The 17196-nt window shown below is 71.8% G+C and carries 12 protein-coding genes; 4 read left to right on the plus strand and 8 right to left on the minus strand.

Annotated elements, in window-relative coordinates; genetic code table 11:
- The 4 genes from ACZ4VI_RS20310 to rpsA all read right to left on the minus strand — a co-directional run bounded on the left by ACZ4VI_RS20310 (position 1) and on the right by rpsA (position 3851).
- Entirely contained in the window at positions 1–369 is a 369-nt protein-coding gene (locus ACZ4VI_RS20310; protein WP_468000940.1) for a tetratricopeptide repeat protein, read from the minus strand.
- Positions 370–556: 187 nt separating this feature from the next.
- Positions 557–1165 (minus strand): dephospho-CoA kinase, encoded by a 609-nt coding sequence (gene coaE / locus ACZ4VI_RS20315; protein WP_468000942.1) that lies wholly within the window; start codon positions 1163–1165, stop codon positions 557–559.
- 31 nt (positions 1166–1196) lie between these two features.
- Positions 1197–2135 carry a PAC2 family protein gene (locus tag ACZ4VI_RS20320; protein ID WP_468000944.1) on the minus strand — a complete coding sequence of 313 codons (939 nt, stop codon included), beginning with the start codon at positions 2133–2135 and terminating at the stop codon, positions 1197–1199.
- A 207-nt stretch (positions 2136–2342) separates the two neighbouring features.
- Complete coding sequence (gene rpsA / locus ACZ4VI_RS20325; RefSeq protein ID WP_468000946.1) at positions 2343–3851, minus strand: 30S ribosomal protein S1; 1509 nt, start codon at positions 3849–3851, stop codon at positions 2343–2345.
- 346 nt (positions 3852–4197) lie between these two features.
- Here rpsA and ACZ4VI_RS20330 point away from each other — a divergent pair, with 346 nt between their 5' ends.
- Both ACZ4VI_RS20330 and ACZ4VI_RS20335 read left to right on the plus strand, forming a co-directional pair.
- Complete coding sequence (locus ACZ4VI_RS20330; RefSeq protein WP_468000948.1) at positions 4198–5025, plus strand: class I SAM-dependent methyltransferase; 828 nt, start codon at positions 4198–4200, stop codon at positions 5023–5025.
- 128 nt (positions 5026–5153) lie between these two features.
- Positions 5154–7850 (plus strand): ATP-dependent RNA helicase, encoded by a 2697-nt coding sequence (locus ACZ4VI_RS20335; protein WP_468000950.1) that lies wholly within the window; start codon positions 5154–5156, stop codon positions 7848–7850.
- Here ACZ4VI_RS20335 and pgfA read toward each other — a convergent pair.
- The 3 genes from pgfA to ACZ4VI_RS20350 form a co-directional block, all read right to left on the minus strand.
- Complete coding sequence (gene pgfA, locus ACZ4VI_RS20340; RefSeq protein ID WP_468000952.1) at positions 7834–8799, minus strand: cell envelope lipid trafficking protein PgfA; 966 nt, start codon at positions 8797–8799, stop codon at positions 7834–7836. The two genes, ACZ4VI_RS20335 and pgfA, sit on opposite strands and share 17 nt — an antisense overlap.
- 14 nt (positions 8800–8813) lie before the next feature.
- Entirely contained in the window at positions 8814–8954 is a 141-nt protein-coding gene (locus ACZ4VI_RS20345) for an SPW_0924 family protein (RefSeq protein WP_468000954.1), read from the minus strand.
- Between the two features lie 163 nt (positions 8955–9117).
- Positions 9118–10839 carry a lytic transglycosylase domain-containing protein gene (locus ACZ4VI_RS20350; protein ID WP_468000956.1) on the minus strand — a complete coding sequence of 574 codons (1722 nt, stop codon included), beginning with the start codon at positions 10837–10839 and terminating at the stop codon, positions 9118–9120.
- Positions 10840–11062: 223 nt separating this feature from the next.
- Here ACZ4VI_RS20350 and ACZ4VI_RS20355 point away from each other — a divergent pair, with 223 nt between their 5' ends.
- Positions 11063–11944: a DUF4184 family protein gene (locus ACZ4VI_RS20355; protein WP_468000957.1), complete on the plus strand. Its 882-nt coding sequence runs from the start codon at positions 11063–11065 to the stop codon at positions 11942–11944.
- Positions 11945–12077: 133 nt separating this feature from the next.
- On the opposite strand, the gene polA is transcribed toward ACZ4VI_RS20355, so the two are convergent.
- Positions 12078–14732 carry a DNA polymerase I gene (gene polA / locus ACZ4VI_RS20360; protein ID WP_468001154.1) on the minus strand — a complete coding sequence of 885 codons (2655 nt, stop codon included), beginning with the start codon at positions 14730–14732 and terminating at the stop codon, positions 12078–12080.
- 178 nt (positions 14733–14910) lie between these two features.
- On the opposite strand from polA, the gene ACZ4VI_RS20365 reads away from it, so the two are divergent.
- Positions 14911–17196 (plus strand): FdhF/YdeP family oxidoreductase, encoded by a 2286-nt coding sequence (locus ACZ4VI_RS20365; protein ID WP_468000959.1) that lies wholly within the window; start codon positions 14911–14913, stop codon positions 17194–17196.

Consider the following 17196-nt stretch of genomic DNA (forward strand, 5'->3'; position numbering starts at 1 on the left):
TCAGTCCTCCGTGCCGAAGCGGGCCGCCTGCAGGTACTCCGGCTTGGGGTCCAGTGCGGCCGCGAGGCGGAAGTGCCGGGTCGCCTGGCCGGGGCGGCCGGACCGCTGGAAGGTGCGGGCCAGCGCGAAGTGCGCGAACGCGTTGTCCGGCTCGTGGTCCACGATGTGCTGGAACTCGCGCTCCGCCGCCCGTAGTTGGGCAGCCGCGAAGTAGGCGCGGGCCCGCAGCAGACGGGCCGCTCTGCTCTCCGGGTGGGCGGCGATGACCGAGTCGAGCAGCTTGATCGCACCCCGCGGGTCACGGGCCGCGAGCAGTTGCTCGGCCGCTCGGAAGTCGATGACGTGGGTCTCCGGGCTTGTCTCGGCCACGGTGGCGTCCTTCCCTTGCTCCGGCGGTTCAACATCGGGAACGGCAGCGGTATTCCGTACCGGAATACGATCCGACAACCGCCGCACGCCGGCATCCCTACCCAGCCGGCGGCACCGCCGATCTGCCCGAGCCCGGCCGCCTTCCAGCAGCCTTCCGACCGCCCTCCAGCCGCCTTCCAGCCGCCCTCTAGCGGCCCTCGGCGGCCGCCCGCCGGGTCAGCTCGTCCCAGACCTTGCGCACCTGGGGTTCGAGCGCCTCCAGCGGCCCGTCGTTGTCGATGACGAGGTCCGCGACCGCCAGGCGCTGCTCGCGCGTGGCCTGGGCCGCCATCCGGGCACGCGCCTCGGACTCCGCCATGCCGCGCAGCCGTACCAGCCGGTCGAGCTGCGTCTCGGGGGAGGCGTCCACGACGACGACCAGGTCGTAGAGCGGGGCGAGGCCGTTCTCGGCGAGGAGGGGCACGTCGTGGACGACGACGTCGTCCGGTCCGGCCGCGCTCTCGAGCTCGGCGGAGCGGGCGCCGACAAGGGGGTGGACGATGGCGTTCAGCGTGGCGAGACGGTCGGGGTCGGAGAAGACGATCGAGCCGAGCTTGGGCCGGTCCAGGGTGCCCTGCTCGGTCAGGATCTCGGTCCCGAACGCCTCCACGACGGCCGCGAGCCCGGGTGTCCCGGGTTCGACGACCTCGCGGGCGATCTTGTCGGCGTCGATCAGCACGGCTCCGTACGAGGCGAGGAGCCGTGACACTTCACTCTTGCCGGCGCCGATACCGCCGGTCAGGCCCACCTTCAGCATGAGCGGCAGCTTAGGACGCGCGGTCCGTCCGCTATGCGTCGCCCTCCCGCTCCGCGAGGAACCGCTCGAACTCGCGGCCCAGCTCGTCCGCCGACGGCAGGTCGACGGGCTCGGCGACCAGGCTGCCGCGGGTCTCGGCGCCGGCCACCGCGTCGTACTGGTGCTCAAGGCCCTGGACCAGGGCCGTCAGCTCGTCGTCGCCCTCGCCGATCTGGCGCTCGATCTCGGTCTGGGTGCGCCGGGCCTCGGTGCGCAGCGTGTGGGCGACACCGGGCAGGACGAGTCCGGTGGCGGCGGTGATCGCCTCCAGGGCGGTCAGCGCGGCGTCGGGGTAGGACGACCGGGCGACGTAGTGCGGGACGTGCGCGGCGACACCGAGGGTGTCGTGCCCGGACTCGGTGAGCCGGAACTCGACGAGCGACTCGGCGCTGCCGGGGACCTGGGCCTCGTCGAAGGGGCTGCGATGGCCGGGCATGAGGTCCGTGCGGCTGCCGTGCGGGGTGAGGCCGACGGGCCGGGTGTGCGGGACGCCCATGGGGATGCCGTGGAAGTTCACCGAGAGCCGGACGCCGAGCCGCTCGACGATCTGGCGGACGGCGGCGGCGAACCGCTCCCACTCCACGTCCGGCTCGGGGCCGGAGAGCAGCAGGAAGGGCGCGCCGGTGGCGTCCTGGACGAGCCGGACCTCGATGGCGGGTGTCTCGTACGACGTCCAGCGGTCGCGCCGGAACGTGAGCAGCGGTCTGCGGGCGCGGTAGTCCACGAGCCGGTCGTGGTCGAAGCGGGCCACCACCTGGTGCGGCAGCGTGTCCAGCAGGCGGTCCACGATCTGCTCGCCGGTCTCACCCGCGTCGATGTAGCCGTCGAAGTGGTAGAGCATGACCAGCCCGGCCGACTCCTGCGCCAGGGCCACGTCCACCACGGCCAGGCCCTTCTGGTCCCATTCGTACAAACCCTGGGGATCAAGCACGATTACCGCTCCTCCTCGCGTTCCTAGTGGTGAACGCGCCGCGGGGTACGAGCATTCCCCGTGACCCGGTTTTCATGAACGGAGTGTCAGCGCCCGAGTACGCGCCACGCGCGCTCACCGGGAAACGCGGGAACGACTGAGGCCCGCTCCCCCGGAGGGGAACGGGCCTCGATCGTTGGCTAGCTAGTGCCTAGCAGCAGAGCCGATTCAGCTCTGGCCGCCGGCCAGCTTCTCGCGCAGGGCAGCCAGGGCCTCGTCCGACGCCAGGGCGCCGGAGTTGTCCTCCGACTCCGAGGAGTACGAACCACCCGAGACGCCCGCCGGGGCACCGGCCGGAGCGGCGGCGCCACCCTCGGCAGCGGCGGCCTCGTCGGCCTCGCGGGACTTGATGACCTGAGCCTGGTGCTGCTCGAAGCGCTGCTGCGCCTCGGCGTACTGGGTCTCCCAGGCCTCGCGCTGGCTCTCGTAGCCCTCGAGCCAGTCGTTGGTCTCGGGGTCGAAGCCCTCGGGGTAGATGTAGTTGCCCTGGTCGTCGTAGGACGCGGCCATGCCGTACAGGGTCGGGTCGAACTCGACCGACGCCGGGTCGGCACCGAAGGCCTCGTTGGCCTGCTTCAGGGACAGCGAGATCCGGCGACGCTCGAGGTCGATGTCGATGACCTTGACGAAGATCTCGTCGTTGACCTGGACGACCTGCTCCGGGATCTCCACGTGGCGCTCGGCCAGCTCGGAGATGTGGACCAGACCCTCGATGCCCTCGTCCACGCGGACGAACGCACCGAACGGAACCAGCTTGGTGACCTTGCCCGGGACGACCTGACCGATCTGGTGCGTACGGGCGAACTGCTGCCACGGGTCCTCCTGCGTCGCCTTCAGCGACAGGGAGACACGCTCGCGGTCCATGTCCACGTCGAGAACCTCGACGGTGACCTCCTGGCCGACCTCGACAACCTCGGACGGGTGGTCGATGTGCTTCCAGGACAGCTCGGAGACGTGCACGAGACCGTCGACGCCACCCAGGTCCACGAAGGCACCGAAGTTGACGATCGAGGACACGACGCCGGAGCGGACCTGACCCTTCTGGAGGGTCGTGAGGAAGGTCTGGCGAACCTCGGACTGGGTCTGCTCGAGCCAGGCGCGGCGGGACAGGACCACGTTGTTGCGGTTCTTGTCCAGCTCGATGATCTTCGCCTCGAGCTCCTTGCCCACGTAGGGCTGGAGGTCGCGGACCCGACGCATCTCGACCAGGGAGGCCGGGAGGAAGCCGCGGAGGCCGATGTCGAGGATGAGACCACCCTTGACGACCTCGATGACGGTACCGGTGACGATGCCGTCCTCTTCCTTGATCTTCTCGATGGTGCCCCAGGCGCGCTCGTACTGGGCACGCTTCTTCGAGAGGATCAGGCGGCCTTCCTTGTCCTCCTTCTGGAGGACCAGGGCCTCGATCTCGTCGCCGACCTTGACGACCTCGTTCGGGTCGACGTCGTGCTTGATCGAGAGCTCGCGGCTCGGGATGACACCTTCGGTCTTGTAACCGATGTCGAGCAGGACCTCGTCCCGGTCGACCTTCACGATGACGCCGTCGACGATGTCGCCGTCGTTGAAGTACTTGATCGTCTCGTCGATCGCGGCGAGGAAGGCTTCCTCGTTACCGATGTCGTTGACCGCAACCTGCGGGGTGGTGCTGGTGGCGGTGGTCTCGGTGCTGCTCGTCATGTGGGAAAGGGCTCCGGTTACGGACAGAAAGTCGTAGGTACTGCTACGCCGAGAGCCCGTATCGCACCGAAGAAGCCGGACAGCCAATGAAGCGCCTGCCCCGCAGAACGGGGGACGCCTCGAGAACCGAGGGGACATACAACCGTGCGAGCGCGGCCTGCTCCGTCTGAGGCGCGCAGGCCCGCAGCGCAACCTTTAGCATACGGGGGCAGCCGGACAGGGTCAATGCGCGAAGCGCGCACGCGGGGCGGATCGCCGCAAAACCGGCACAACTCAACTCTCCCCAGGCCATCCTGGCCGCGGGGCCGCAGAGCGCCGCTGTGCGCAAACTACATCGACGGGCGAGATGAACCAAGAGTACGGACAGGAAGACGGGCCCGACCAGGAGCCGGAGGCGACCCGGCGTGACGCCGGGGACGCGGAGAGCAGCCGGGCGAGCCGGGGCTGGTGGGACCGGAACGCCGACGAGTACCAGAGCGAGCACGGGGCGTTCCTCGGGGACGACCGGTTCGTCTGGGGTCCGGAGGGCCTCGACGAGGCCGAGGCGGGGCTGCTCGGACCGGCCGGCTCGCTGAAGGGGCTCTCCATCCTGGAGATCGGCGCGGGGGCGGCGCAGTGCTCACGCTGGCTGGCGGCGCAGGGGGCGCGGCCCGTGGCGCTCGACCTCTCACACCGGCAGCTCCAGCACGCGCTGCGGATCGGCGAGGACGTGCCGCTGGTCGAGGCGGACGCGGGAGCGCTGCCGTTCCGGGACGGCGCCTTCGACCTGGCGTGTTCGGCGTACGGGGCGGTGCCGTTCGTCGCGGACCCGGTGAAGGTGTTCCGCGAGGTGCGCCGGGTGCTGCGGCCGGGCGGCCGGTGGGTCTTCTCGGTGACGCACCCGATCCGCTGGGCCTTCCCGGACGAGCCGGGCCCGGAGGGACTGTCGGTCTCGGCCTCCTATTTCGACCGCACCCCCTATGTCGAGCAGGACGAGCAGGGGCGGGCCGTCTACGTGGAGCATCACCGGACGATCGGCGACCGGGTGCGGGACGTGGTGGCCGGCGGCTTCCGGCTGGTGGACCTCGTCGAGCCCGAGTGGCCGGAGTGGAACAGCCAGGAGTGGGGCGGCTGGTCCCCGCTGCGGGGGAACCTGATCCCGGGCACGGCGATCTTCGTGTGCGAGAGGGACTGACGGCGGGAGCATGCGTCGGTAGTCGACCGGCTCGTTCGACTCGTCAGTCGTACTCGTTAGTCGTATAAGAGGACGGGGCCTGTGGACAGCCGGGTCCGTCGCCGGCGGGGACGTACGAGACTGAGTGCGTGATCCGAAACGACGCACTCGACCGTCTCCCCGTCCGCCATGCCGTACCCGAGCTGCTGACCGCGCTCGAGGAGCGCGGCACGGCGGTGCTGCACGCGCCTCCCGGCACCGGCAAGACCACGCTGGTTCCGCTGGCGCTCGCGGGGCTCATAGGGGACGGACCGCGGCGGCGGGTGCTGGTGGCCGAGCCGCGCCGGATGGCGGTGCGGGCGGCGGCCCGGCGGATGGCGTGGCTCCTGGGCCAGGAGGTCGGCGAGGCCGTCGGCTTCTCGGTCCGCGGCGAGCGCCGGGCCGGCCCCGCGACCCGTGTCGAGGTGGTGACGACGGGCGTGCTGCTCCAGCGTCTCCAGCGCGATCCGGAGCTGGCCGGCGTGGACGTGGTGCTGCTCGACGAGTGCCACGAGCGCCATCTGGACGCGGACACGGCGATGGCGTTCCTGGTGGACGTCCGGGCGACCTTGCGGCCGGAGCTGAAACTGATCGCCGCATCGGCCACCAGCGACGCCGAGGCGTGGTCGCAGCTCCTGACGGTCCTGGACGGCACGGATCCGGCGCCGATCGTATGGGGGAAGGGCGAGGGGCACGGGTACCTCGTCCGCTTCGCCGCCCCGCCCGCCGGCATCCGGCCCGCGCACGGCACCTGGGTGGATCCCACCCTGCTGCGCCACGTGGCGGCGACGGTGCGGCTCGCCTGTGAGCGGCACGAGGGCGATGTCCTCTGCTTCCTGCCCGGTACGGGCGAGATCGCGCGGACGGCGGGGATGCTGGCCGATCTCGACGCCGAGGTGTTCCAGCTGCACGGGCGGGCCCCGGCGGCGGTGCAGGACGCGGTGCTGCGCGGGGCGGACCCCGGGGGTCGGCGGCGGGTGATCCTCGCGACGTCGGTGGCGGAGTCGAGCCTCACCGTGCCGGGGGTGCGGATCGTCGTGGACTCGGGCCTGGCCAGGGAACCGCGGATGGACCACGCCCGTGGGCTCGGGTCGCTGGCGACGGTGCCGGTGTCGGTCGCGGGCGCCACGCAGCGCTCGGGCCGCTCCGGACGGGAGGCGTTCGGCGTCGTCTACCGCTGCTGGGCCGAGGCGGACGACGGGCGCCGGGCTCCCTTCCCCTCCCCCGAGATCGAGATCGCCGATCTGGCCTCGTTCGCCCTGCGGACGGCGTGCTGGGGCGACTCCTCGGCGGAGGGGCTCGCTCTCCTGGATCCTCCGCCCGCCGGGGCGATGGCGGCGGCCCGTTCCGTGCTCACGGCGATCGGGGCGGTGGACGAGCAGGGCCGGGCGACGCAGCGGGGCGTACGGATGTCCCGGCTCGGGGTGCATCCCCGACTGGCCAGGGCCCTCCTGGACAGTGCGCCCGAGGTCGGGGCGCGGCGGGCGGCCGAGGTGGTCGCGCTGCTCAGCGAGGAGCCGCCCCGCGAGTACGGCGACGACCTGGCCGCTGCCTGGCGCGCGGCGCGCCGGGGCTCGGACGGCTACGGGGCCCGCTGGAAGGCGGAGGCCCGCCGCCTGGAGCGGTCGGCGGGCGAGGCGGGAGTTGGTGCGGGAGCCGGGGCGAGAGCGGGAGCCGGTGCTGGAGCAGCTGTCGGGGCGGGAGCGGTCGCCGGGGCGGGCGCGGATGCCGGGGCGGGTGCGGGAGCCGGGGCGGGTGCGCCCGGGTCTGGAGGCGCCGAGGAGGTGGTGGGCTCCCGGGGTGGTGCGTTGGTGCGGGGTGGGGATGACGTGGTGGCCGGGCTGGTGACGGCGTACGCGTTTCCCGAGCGGGTGGCCAGGGCGCGGGAGGGCAGCGGGTTCCTGATGGTGTCGGGGACGGGTGCCGAGCTCGCCGAGGGGTCGGGGCTCGGCAGCGCGTCCTGGCTGGCCGTTGCCGTGGCGGACCGGACCGCGCGGAGCGCCACGGCGCGGGTGCGGCTGGCGGCCGTGGTGGACGAGGACGTGGCGCGGGCTGCCGCCGGGCATCTGCTCGTCTCGGGCGAGGAGGTCCACTGGGAGGACGGAGACGTGGTCGCCAGGTCCGTGTCCCGGCTGGGTGCCGTCGAGCTGACGGCCCGTCCGCTCAGGGACGGCGCCGACCCCGTACGCGTACGGGCGGCGCTCCTGGACGGGCTGCGGCGCGAGGGGCTCGGGCTGCTGCGCTGGAGCCGGGAGTCGGAGGAGCTGCGGCAGCGGCTCGGCTTCCTCCACCGGGTCCTGGGCGATCCCTGGCCGGAGACGTCGGAGGAGGCCCTGCTCGACCGGGCGGAGGAGTGGCTGGAGCCCGAGCTGTCCCGGGCGCGCCGGCGGGCCGACCTCGGCCGGATCGACGCGGGGCAGGCGCTGCGGCGGCTGCTGCCCTGGGCGACGGGCGAGGCGGGTCGGCTCGACGAGCTGGCGCCGGAGCGGATCGAGGTGCCGAGCGGTTCGCGGATACGGGTGGACTACGGCGGGGAGCAGCCGGTCCTCGCGGTCAAGCTGCAGGAGATGTTCGGCCTCGCCGAGACGCCGAGGGTGGCGGGCGGGACGCCGGTCGTGGTCCATCTCCTCTCCCCCGCCGGCCGGCCCGCGGCCGTCACCGCCGATCTGGCTTCGTTCTGGCGGGACGGCTACCGCGCGGTGCGGGCGGAGCTGCGGGGGCGGTATCCCAGGCATCCGTGGCCGGAGGACCCGGCGGGGGCGGAGCCCACGCGGCACACCAGCGCGCGGCTCAGACGGGAGCGGTAGCGGGGGTGTCCGGGGCGGGGCGCCGGCCGCGGGCCTCCAGCCAGAGGGCGAGGGCGAGCAGGAGGAGGGACAGGGTGACGAAGGTCCAGGGCAGATAGGAGGTGACGAGAAGGACGATGGTGCGGTTGGTGCCGACCAGCTCGACGGTGCTCCGGATGTAGTCCTCGCGCATCTTCACATGGCCGGAGAAGGCGGTGACCTTCCACTGGGTCTTCTCGTTGCGGAGCTCCTCCTCATGGATCTCCTCGCCGTTGACGGGGGCTCCGGTGACGGGGTCGACCCAGAACATCCGCTTGGTGGTGTACCAGATGGACATGCCCGACTGGGCGATCATCTCCGGGGTGACGCCCTTGACCGGCATCGTCCTGGGCATGGGGACCTTGGTCCAGGGGATGGTCTGCTCGAAGTAGTAGACCTCCATGCCACGGAAGTCGCGGGTGCCCTTGTAGTGGATGGGTGCCGTGGTGCGGGAGCGGGCGTCGAAGTACTGGTAGTCCCGCTTCTCGGTGAGGAAGGGCCACTTGAACTCGATGCCCTCACGCCGGACGGCGTCGCCGTCGACCATCGACCCGGTGGCGTTGACCGGGTCCTGGGTGTGGGCGTCGAAGATGTAGCGCTCGGGGATCTGGGAGACCATCTTGCCGTCGGGGCCGGTGATGTAGGTGAGCGCGTCCCAGACGACGACGTCACGGCCGGCGTCGCTCTCGATCCGCTTCGACTCCGCCACGTTGCCCTTGAGGGTCTGGATGATCGTCAGCTTCTCGACCTTCTTGGCCGTGAGGGTCGAGTAGTCGACGAGCGTGGCGGGCTTCGCCTCCAGGACGATCTCCTGGTACTGGTTCGGCGGGATCTTGACCACGCGGGGGAAGACGTACCAGCGCAGGGTGGGGGCCATCGCGGCGAAGAAGACGGCGAAGGAGAGCAGGACGAGACTGGCTCGGCGGCGCATGGGCGGTGCTCCTCCTACTTCTTGGGGCCGGGGTCGGCCGTGAGGAGGGGCTTGGGCGAGGTGGGCCCGTCGGGCGGCAGGTCGGCCACGGAGACGAGGAGGACGACGAGGAGGACTGGGACCAGCCCGATGGCGGCGGCTACGAGGGCGCGCAAGGTCGGCCTCCCGGTGCTCGATCTGATGCGGCGTCAGGGCTGGGGCACCGTAGCAACGCGACCGCGAGATGAGAACACGTTGCACTCAGAACACAGAGCGCCGCCCCCTCGTCCGGGCGGACGAGGGGGCGGCGGACCGGCGGCGTGCGCCACGCGGGGCGGATCAGGGGGTCGGCGTGGGCGTCGGGGTCGGCGAGGACGTCGGGGCCGGCGTCGGGGTCGGGGTGGGCTCGGGGGCCGGCGCGGTGACCTTGAGCTCGATGGTCACGGTGCCGCCGCCGGGCGCGGTCAGCCGCAGCAGGAACGTGCCGGCCTGGTCGTCCGCGTAGATGTCGGGGAGCGTGAGCAGCCCGTTGACGTCCGTCTTCAGGCCGGTGAGGGTCCGCAGCGGGTTGCCGTCGGCGTCCTTGAAGTAGGGGCCCTTGGTGTTCGTCTGCGGGTCGTCCACCGAGGTGATCATGGTGGCGGTCAGGCCGACCGAGGAGGCGGCGGCGCCGTCGCGGGTGGCCTTCACCAGGACGCGGTCGGCGAACCGGCCGCCGGTGGTGGCCGTCAGCTCCGTGGCGTCGCCGCGGACCAGGGTGTCGGCCTGCCGCTCGGTGACGGTCGCGGTGAACGAGACGGGTGCCAGGTTCCGGCCCACGACCGTGGCCCGGACCGTGAAAGTGCCCGTCTGCTCTCCGGCCCGGACGGGCGGGGCGACGGCCCGGCCCGTGGAGCCGGTGGTGACGGTCACACTCTTCGCCACGCCACCGAAGTTGGCGTCCGTGGAGCCGATGATCTCGAAGCGCACGCCCAGTCCGGCGACCGGCTTGCCCGCCGCGTCCAGCGCCTCGACCGTGGGCCGTCCGCTGAAGACACCGCCGGCGGTGGCCGTCAGCGTGCCGGTGCCGGCGTCCTTGATCCGTGCGACCTTCACCGTCGCCGGCGGGGTGACGGGCGTGGTGGTCGGCGGAGGGGTGCCGGGCTTGGACGGGTTCGGCGTCGGCGTCGGGGAGGGCGAGGGTGTGGGCGTGGGCCGGGGCGAGGGGTTGGTGCCCGGGGTGTCGCTGCGCTCGATGGGCAGCACTCCGGTGCCGTCCGGGACCTGGTGGGAGCCGCGCTTGTAGTACTCGAACCAGGAGAGCACGGTGCGCAGATACTCGGACGAGCGGTTGTAGCTGAGGATCGCCCGGTCCAGGTCGGCCTTGACCGCGAGGTCGCGGTTGTTGGCGCACAGGTAGAGACCGGCGGCCTGGGCGGCGTCGTAGATGTTGTTGGGGTCCTTGCGGCCGTCGCCGTTGGCGTCCTGACCCCAGGTCGCCCAGGTGGAGGGGATGAACTGCATCGGGCCGACCGCGCGGTCGTGCGCCGAGTCCCCGTCGAACGCACCGTCGTCGGTGTCCGTGATGTTGGCGAAGCCGACACCGTTGAGGACCGGGCCCAGGATCGGGGAGAGCGTGGTGCCGTTGGCGTCGACCCGGCCGCCACGCGCCTGCCCGGACTCGACCTTGCCGATGCCGGCGAGCAACTGCCACGGGAGGTTGCACGCGGGGTCGCTGGACCGTATCGACTGCTCCGCCCGCTTGTAGGCGGCGAGCACGGTGGCGGGTATGCCGGCCTCCGCGGGGCCGGTGAAGATCGGCAGATCTATGGAAGTACCGGGCTTGTTCGGCGTGTTCAGCGGCGGAAGGTCGGTGTAGTACGGCGAGTCGCCGGTCGCCGAGCCGTCGGGCGACGGCGGCGTCGCGTCACCCGCGCCGACGGGCCGGTCGCCGCCCGCGCTGTCCGAGGGCGGCGGAATCGCGCCGGGTGCCTGCGAGGCGGCGAGTGCCGCCACCGCCGCGGCCACCACGGCCCCGCTGGTCGCTCCCCTGCGCAGCCGACGGCCGAATTGCGCTGCCATACGTCTGGTCCCTCCCCCTCGACTGCACCCGCGCTCCCCGCGCGAGGCCTCAGCAGACCCTATGACACCTACGAGCCCCGCAACACAGCGCCCTGACCGCCTTTCACGCTTTCGTCACCTCTTGGGCGGCCACCGGCCGGACGAAGACCGCTCGCGCATACTGGGCCTGATCGCAGGCCGCAGACCGCAGACCGCAGGCCGCAGACCACAGGGGGACGTTCCGATGCCATTCACGCTCAGTCATGCCGCCGCGGTGCTGCCGGGCATCCGCCGCGACGGCACCGGACGCGGCGGGCTGATCGCCTCCGCGCTCGTGGCCGGGTCGTTCGCGCCCGACATGACCTACTTCGCGGCGACGGCGGTCCCGGGCGCGATGCTCTTCGGGGACGTCACGCACTCCGGTCCCGGCATCGTGACGGTCGATCTGCTGATCACCGCGGTCCTCGTGGCGGCGTGGCTGATGGTCCGTGAGCCGCTGGTGGCGCTGCTGCCGACCGGGCGGCAGAGCCGGGTGTACGGATTCGTCCGGGGCGCCTCGTGGCACGGCCGGCCTGCCTTGCCGCTGGCGGCCTGGTTCTGTCTCTCCTCGGCGCTCGGAGCCTCGACCCATGTCGTGTGGGACTCGTTCACCCACCTCGACCGCTGGGGGACGCGCTCGATTCCCCTCCTCGACGCGGTCGTGGCCGGCTTCCCGGTCTATCTGTATCTCCAGTACGGCGGTTCGGCGCTGGCGCTCGCGCTGTTGGTGTGGTTCACGGCACGGGCGCTGCGGGCCGCCGGCGGTGGGGCGACTCCGCCGCCCGGGGTGCCGGTCCTGAGCCGCCGGGGCCGGTGGCTGGCCGGTGGGCTGATCGGCGCGTGCGTGCTGGCCGGCGTCGTGCACCGGTGCCTGCGCTGGTACGCGTACTGGGGCCGGATCGAGACGCCCCTGGACATCGTTCCGACGGCCTGCTTCGGCGCCGGCGCGGGGCTCGCCGTCGGCCTCGTGCTGTACGGAGCGGGGATGCGGCTGCGCGGAACGCTGCGGCCGGCGCCGGGAGGATCCCGTGACGGTGGACGACCCGAGGATCGTGAGCCGGCTCGGTCCCGTACGGGATCACGCTGATCCCCGTACGGCATGGCGCTGATCCCCTTACGGGATCGCGCTGATCGCGCTCCCCCGTGCGCGGCCGGCCGGCCTGGGACGGCGCTCCCCCTGGCGCGAGCGGCTTCCCGCCCGCGCCAGGGGCGGCCGCCCGTCAGTGTGCTGCCGACTCCCAGTCCGGGCCCACGCCCACCGAGACGTCGAGCGGAGCGCGGAGCGAGGCCGCCGCAGACATCTGCTCGCGGACCAGGGACTCCACCCGCTCCCGCTCGCCCGGGGCCACTTCCAGGACGATTTCGTCGTGGACCTGGAGCAGCATGCGGGAGGCGAGCCCGGCCTCGGTCAGCGCCCGGTCGACGTTCAGCATCGCGACCTTCACGATGTCCGCCGCGGTGCCCTGGATCGGCGCGTTCAGCGCCATCCGCTCTGCGGCCTCGCGGCGCTGGCGGTTGTCGCTGTTCAGATCCGGCAGGTAGCGGCGGCGGCCGAGCATCGTCTCCGTGTAGCCCGTCGCCCGCGCCTCGTCGACGACCCGGCGCAGATAGTCCCGTACCCCGCCGAAGCGCTCGAAGTACGTGTCCATCAGGGCGCCCGCCTCGCCCGGAGTGATGTTCAGCTGCTGGGAAAGACCGAAGGCCGACAGGCCGTACGCCAGGCCGTAGGACATGGCCTTGATCTTGCGGCGCATCTCGGCGTCGACGGCGGACCGCTCGACGGAGAAGACCTGGGAGGCGACCGTGGTGTGCAGGTCCTCGCCGGAGGTGAACGCCTCGATGAGGCCCTCGTCCTCGGACAGATGGGCCATGACCCGCAGTTCGATCTGGCTGTAGTCCGCGGTCATGAGGGACTCGAAGCCCTCGCCGACGACGAAGCCGTGCCGGATCGCCCGGCCCTCGTCGGTGCGCACCGGCACGTTCTGCAGGTTCGGGTCGGTGGAGGAGAGCCGGCCGGTCGCGGCGACGGTCTGGCTGAAGGTGGTGTGGATACGGCCGTCGGCCGCGATCGTCTTGATCAGGCCCTCGACCGTGGAGCGCAGCCGGGCCTGCTCACGGTGGCGGAGCATGATCACCGGCAGCTCGTGCTCGGTCTGCGCGGCCAGCCAGGCCAGCGCGTCGGCGTCCGTGGTGTAGCCGGTCTTGGTCTTCTTGGTCTTCGGCAGGTTCAGCTCGCCGAAGAACACCTCCTGGAGCTGCTTGGGCGAACCGAGGTTGAACTCGTGCCCCACCGAGGCGTGCGCCTCCTTCACGGCCTGCTGCACCGCTCCGGCGAACTGCTGCTCCAGAGCCTCCAGATGGGCCCGGTCGGCGGCGATGCCGTGCCGCTCCATCCGGGCCAGGAGCAGGGACGTCGGCAGCTCCACGTCGTGGAGCAGCTCGGTCGCGCCCACCTCGCCGAGCTTGTCGGTGAACGCCTCGCCGAGGTCGAGCACCGCGCGGGCCTGAGCCATCAGGGCGTCCGCCTCGGCTTGCTCGTCGGTGCCGAAGGCCAGCTGTCCGTCGGCGGCTGCCGGGGCCAGCTCGCGGTGGAGGTATTCGACGGAGAGGGCGTCCAGGGCGAAGGAGCGGCGGCCGGGCTTGACCAGGTAGGCGGCGAGTGCGGTGTCCATCGTGACGCCGTCGAGCTGCCAGCCGTGCTCGGGGAAGACCCGCAGGGCCTCCTTGGCGTTGTGCATCACCTTCGGCCTGGCCGGGTCGGCGAGCCAGGCCGCGAAGGCCCGCTCGTCCTGCTCGTCGAGCCGGGTCGTGTCGAACCAGGCCGCCTTGCCGTCGGCCGCCGCGAGGGCGACCTCGCTGACGTTGCCGACGCCCAGGGCCCAGGTGGCGACGGTGGCGACACCGAGCGGCTGCCCGCCGTGCTGCTCCAGCCAGGGGGCCAGCTCGCCCGTGTCCAGCGCCGTACCGTCCAGCTCGACGCCCGCTTCGGGGGCCGGGGCCTCCTCTTCGGCCGCACCGGGGTCGACCGCGAGCAGGCGCTCGCGCAGGCTCGGATTACGGATCTCCAGGACCTCGAGGAAGCCCTTGAGGGCAGTCCTGTCGTACGGCGCGCGCTCCAGCTCCGCGACGGTGCGCGGCAGCTCGACGTCCCGGACCAGCTCGGTCAGGTGGCGGTTGAGCTTGACCGACTCCAGGTGGTCGCGCAGCGCCTGGCCGACCTTGCCCTTGACCTCGTCGGCACGCTCTACCAGCTCCGCGAACGAGCCGAACTGGTTGATCCACTTCGTGGCGGTCTTCTCGCCGACACCGGGAATGCCGGGCAGGTTGTCGGACGGGTCGCCGCGCAGGGCGGCGAAGTCCGGGTACTGCTGGGGGGTGAGGCCGTACTTCTCCTCGACCTTCTCCGGGGTGAAGCGGGTCAGCTCGGAGACACCCTTGGTGGGGTAGAGCACGGTCACGTGGTCGGTCACCAGCTGGAAAGAGTCCCGGTCGCCGGTGACGATCAGGACGTCGAAGCCGGCCGCCTCGGCCTGGGTGGCGAGCGTCGCGATGACGTCGTCGGCCTCGAAGCCGTCCACCGCGAAACGCACCGCGTTCATCGTGTCGAGCAGCTCGCCGATGAGCTCGACCTGCCCCTTGAACTCGTCCGGGGTCTTGGAACGGTTCGCCTTGTACTCGGGGAAGTCGGCCGAGCGCCACGTCTTGCGGGACACGTCGAACGCGACAGCGAAGTGCGTGGGCGCCTCGTCGCGCAGCGTGTTCGCCAACATCGACGCGAAGCCGTAGATCGCGTTCGTCGTCTGCCCGCTCGCGGTGGTGAAGTTCTCCGCGGGCAGTGCGAAGAACGCCCGGTACGCGAGCGAGTGCCCGTCCATGAGGAGCAGGCGGGGACGGGTTTCTTCGGTCTTCTTCGATGCTGTCTCGGCCACGTAGACGATCCTGCCACGGACCACTGACAATCCCGTCCACGCCTGGTCCCCTCACCGCTCTGTCAGAGCGCCGTGACAGGATCGGAGACGTACGACACACGATGACCGCTCAAGGGAGAGCGCGATGGTCAGCAAGCCCCCCGCAGGCGACCCGGTCCAGGACGCCCCGCAGGTCGCGCCGCCGCAGCACGCGGCCGCCGGCCTCCCCGCCGTCGCGCACACCCTCAGGATCGCCCAGGCGCAGATGGGCGTGCGGCGCACCGCGCAGACGCTCCTCAAGGTCAATCAGAAGGACGGCTTCGACTGCCCGGGCTGCGCCTGGCCTGAGGCCGACAAGCGGCACGTCGCGGAGTTCTGCGAGAACGGGGCGAAGGCGGTCGCCGAGGAGGCGACGCTGCGCCGCGTGACCCCGGACTTCTTCGCCCGGTACACCGTGCAGGACCTGGCGACCCGCAGCGGCTACTGGCTCGGCCAGCAGGGCCGGATCACGCAGCCGATGTACCTCGCCGACGGGGCCCGCCGGTACGAAGCGGTGACCTGGGAGCACGCGTTCGCGATCATCGCCGAGGAGCTGACCGCCCTCTCCTCCCCCGACGAGGCGCTCTTCTACACCTCGGGGCGGACCAGCAACGAGGCCGCGTTCCTGCTCCAGCTCTTCGCCCGCGAGTTCGGTACGAACAACCTGCCGGACTGCTCCAACATGTGCCACGAGTCCTCCGGTTCGGCGCTCAACGAGACCATCGGGATCGGCAAGGGCAGCGTCTCCCTGGAGGACCTCCACCAGGCCGACCTGATCGTCGTCGCCGGACAGAACCCGGGCACGAACCACCCCCGGATGCTCTCCGCACTGGAGAAGGCCAAGGCGGCCGGCGCGAAGATCATCTCGGTCAACCCGTTGCCCGAGGCGGGGCTTGAGAAGTTCAAGAACCCGCAGACCCCGCAGGGCATGCTCAAGGGCGCCTCGCTCACCGACCTCTTCCTCCAGATCCGCATCGGCGGCGACCAGGCCCTCTTCCGCCTCCTCAACAAGCTGATCCTCGACACGCCGGGGGCGGTCGACGAGGAGTTCGTACGGGAACACACCCACGGGTACGAGGAGTTCACCGCGGCCGCCCGCGCCGCCGACTGGGACGAGACGCTGGCCGCGACCGGCCTGAGCCGCACCGAGATCGAGCGGGCCCTGGAGATGGTCCTCGCCTCGGAGCGGACCATCGTCTGCTGGGCGATGGGCCTCACCCAGCACAAGCACTCCGTGCCGACGATCCGCGAGGTCGTCAACTTCCTCCTGCTGCGCGGCAACATCGGCCGCCCCGGCGCGGGCGTCTGCCCCGTGCGCGGCCACTCCAACGTGCAGGGCGACCGCACGATGGGCATCTTCGAGCGGCCCGCGCCCGCCTTCCTGGACGCCCTGGACAAGGAGTTCGGGATCGTCTCGCCGCGCCACCACGGCTTCGACGTGGTCCGCTCGATCCAGGCGCTCCGCGACGGCGAGGCGAAGGTCTTCTTCGCCATGGGCGGCAACTTCGTCGGGGCCACCCCCGACACGGAGGTCACGGAGGCGGCGATGCGGCGCGCCCGGCTGACCGTTCACGTCTCGACCAAGCTGAACCGCTCGCACGCCGTGACCGGCACGCGCGCGTTGATCCTCCCGACGCTCGGCCGCACCGACAAGGACGTCCAGGCGTCGGGCAAGCAGTTCGTGACCGTCGAGGACTCGATGGGCCTGGTGCACGCCTCGCGCGGCAACCTGCCGCCCGCGAGCCCGCACCTGCTCTCCGAGCCGGCGATCGTGGCCCGCATGGCCCGCGCCGTCCTCGGCGCCGGCTCGGCCACGCCCTGGGAGGAGTTCGAGAAGGACTACGCCACGATCCGTGACCGCATCGCGCGCGTGGTGCCCGGCTTCGAGAACTTCAACGCCCGGCTCGCCGCCGACCCCGGCGGCTTCGCGCTCCCGCACGCCCCGCGCGACGAGCGCCGCTTCCCCACGGCCACCGGCAAGGCCAACTTCACCGCCGCGCCCGTCGAGTACCCGAAGGTGCCGGAGGGCCGGCTGCTCCTGCAGACCCTGCGCTCGCACGACCAGTACAACACCACGATCTACGGCCTGGACGACCGCTACCGCGGCATCAAGGGCGGCCGCCGGGTCGTCATGGTGCACCCGGAGGACGCGGCGGCCCTCGGCCTGGCGGACGGGGCGTACACGGATCTGGTCAGCGAGTGGACGGACGGCAGCGAGCGGCGCGCGCCGGGCTTCCGGGTCGTGCACTACCCGACGGCCCGGGGCTGCGCGGCCGCGTACTACCCGGAGACGAACGTGCTGGTGCCGCTGGAGTCCACGGCGGACATCAGCAACACCCCCGCCAGCAAGTCCGTGATCGTACGGCTCGTTCCCACGGGGGCCGTCGGCTGA

This window comes from Streptomyces sp. NPDC029169 (assembly GCF_055563935.1).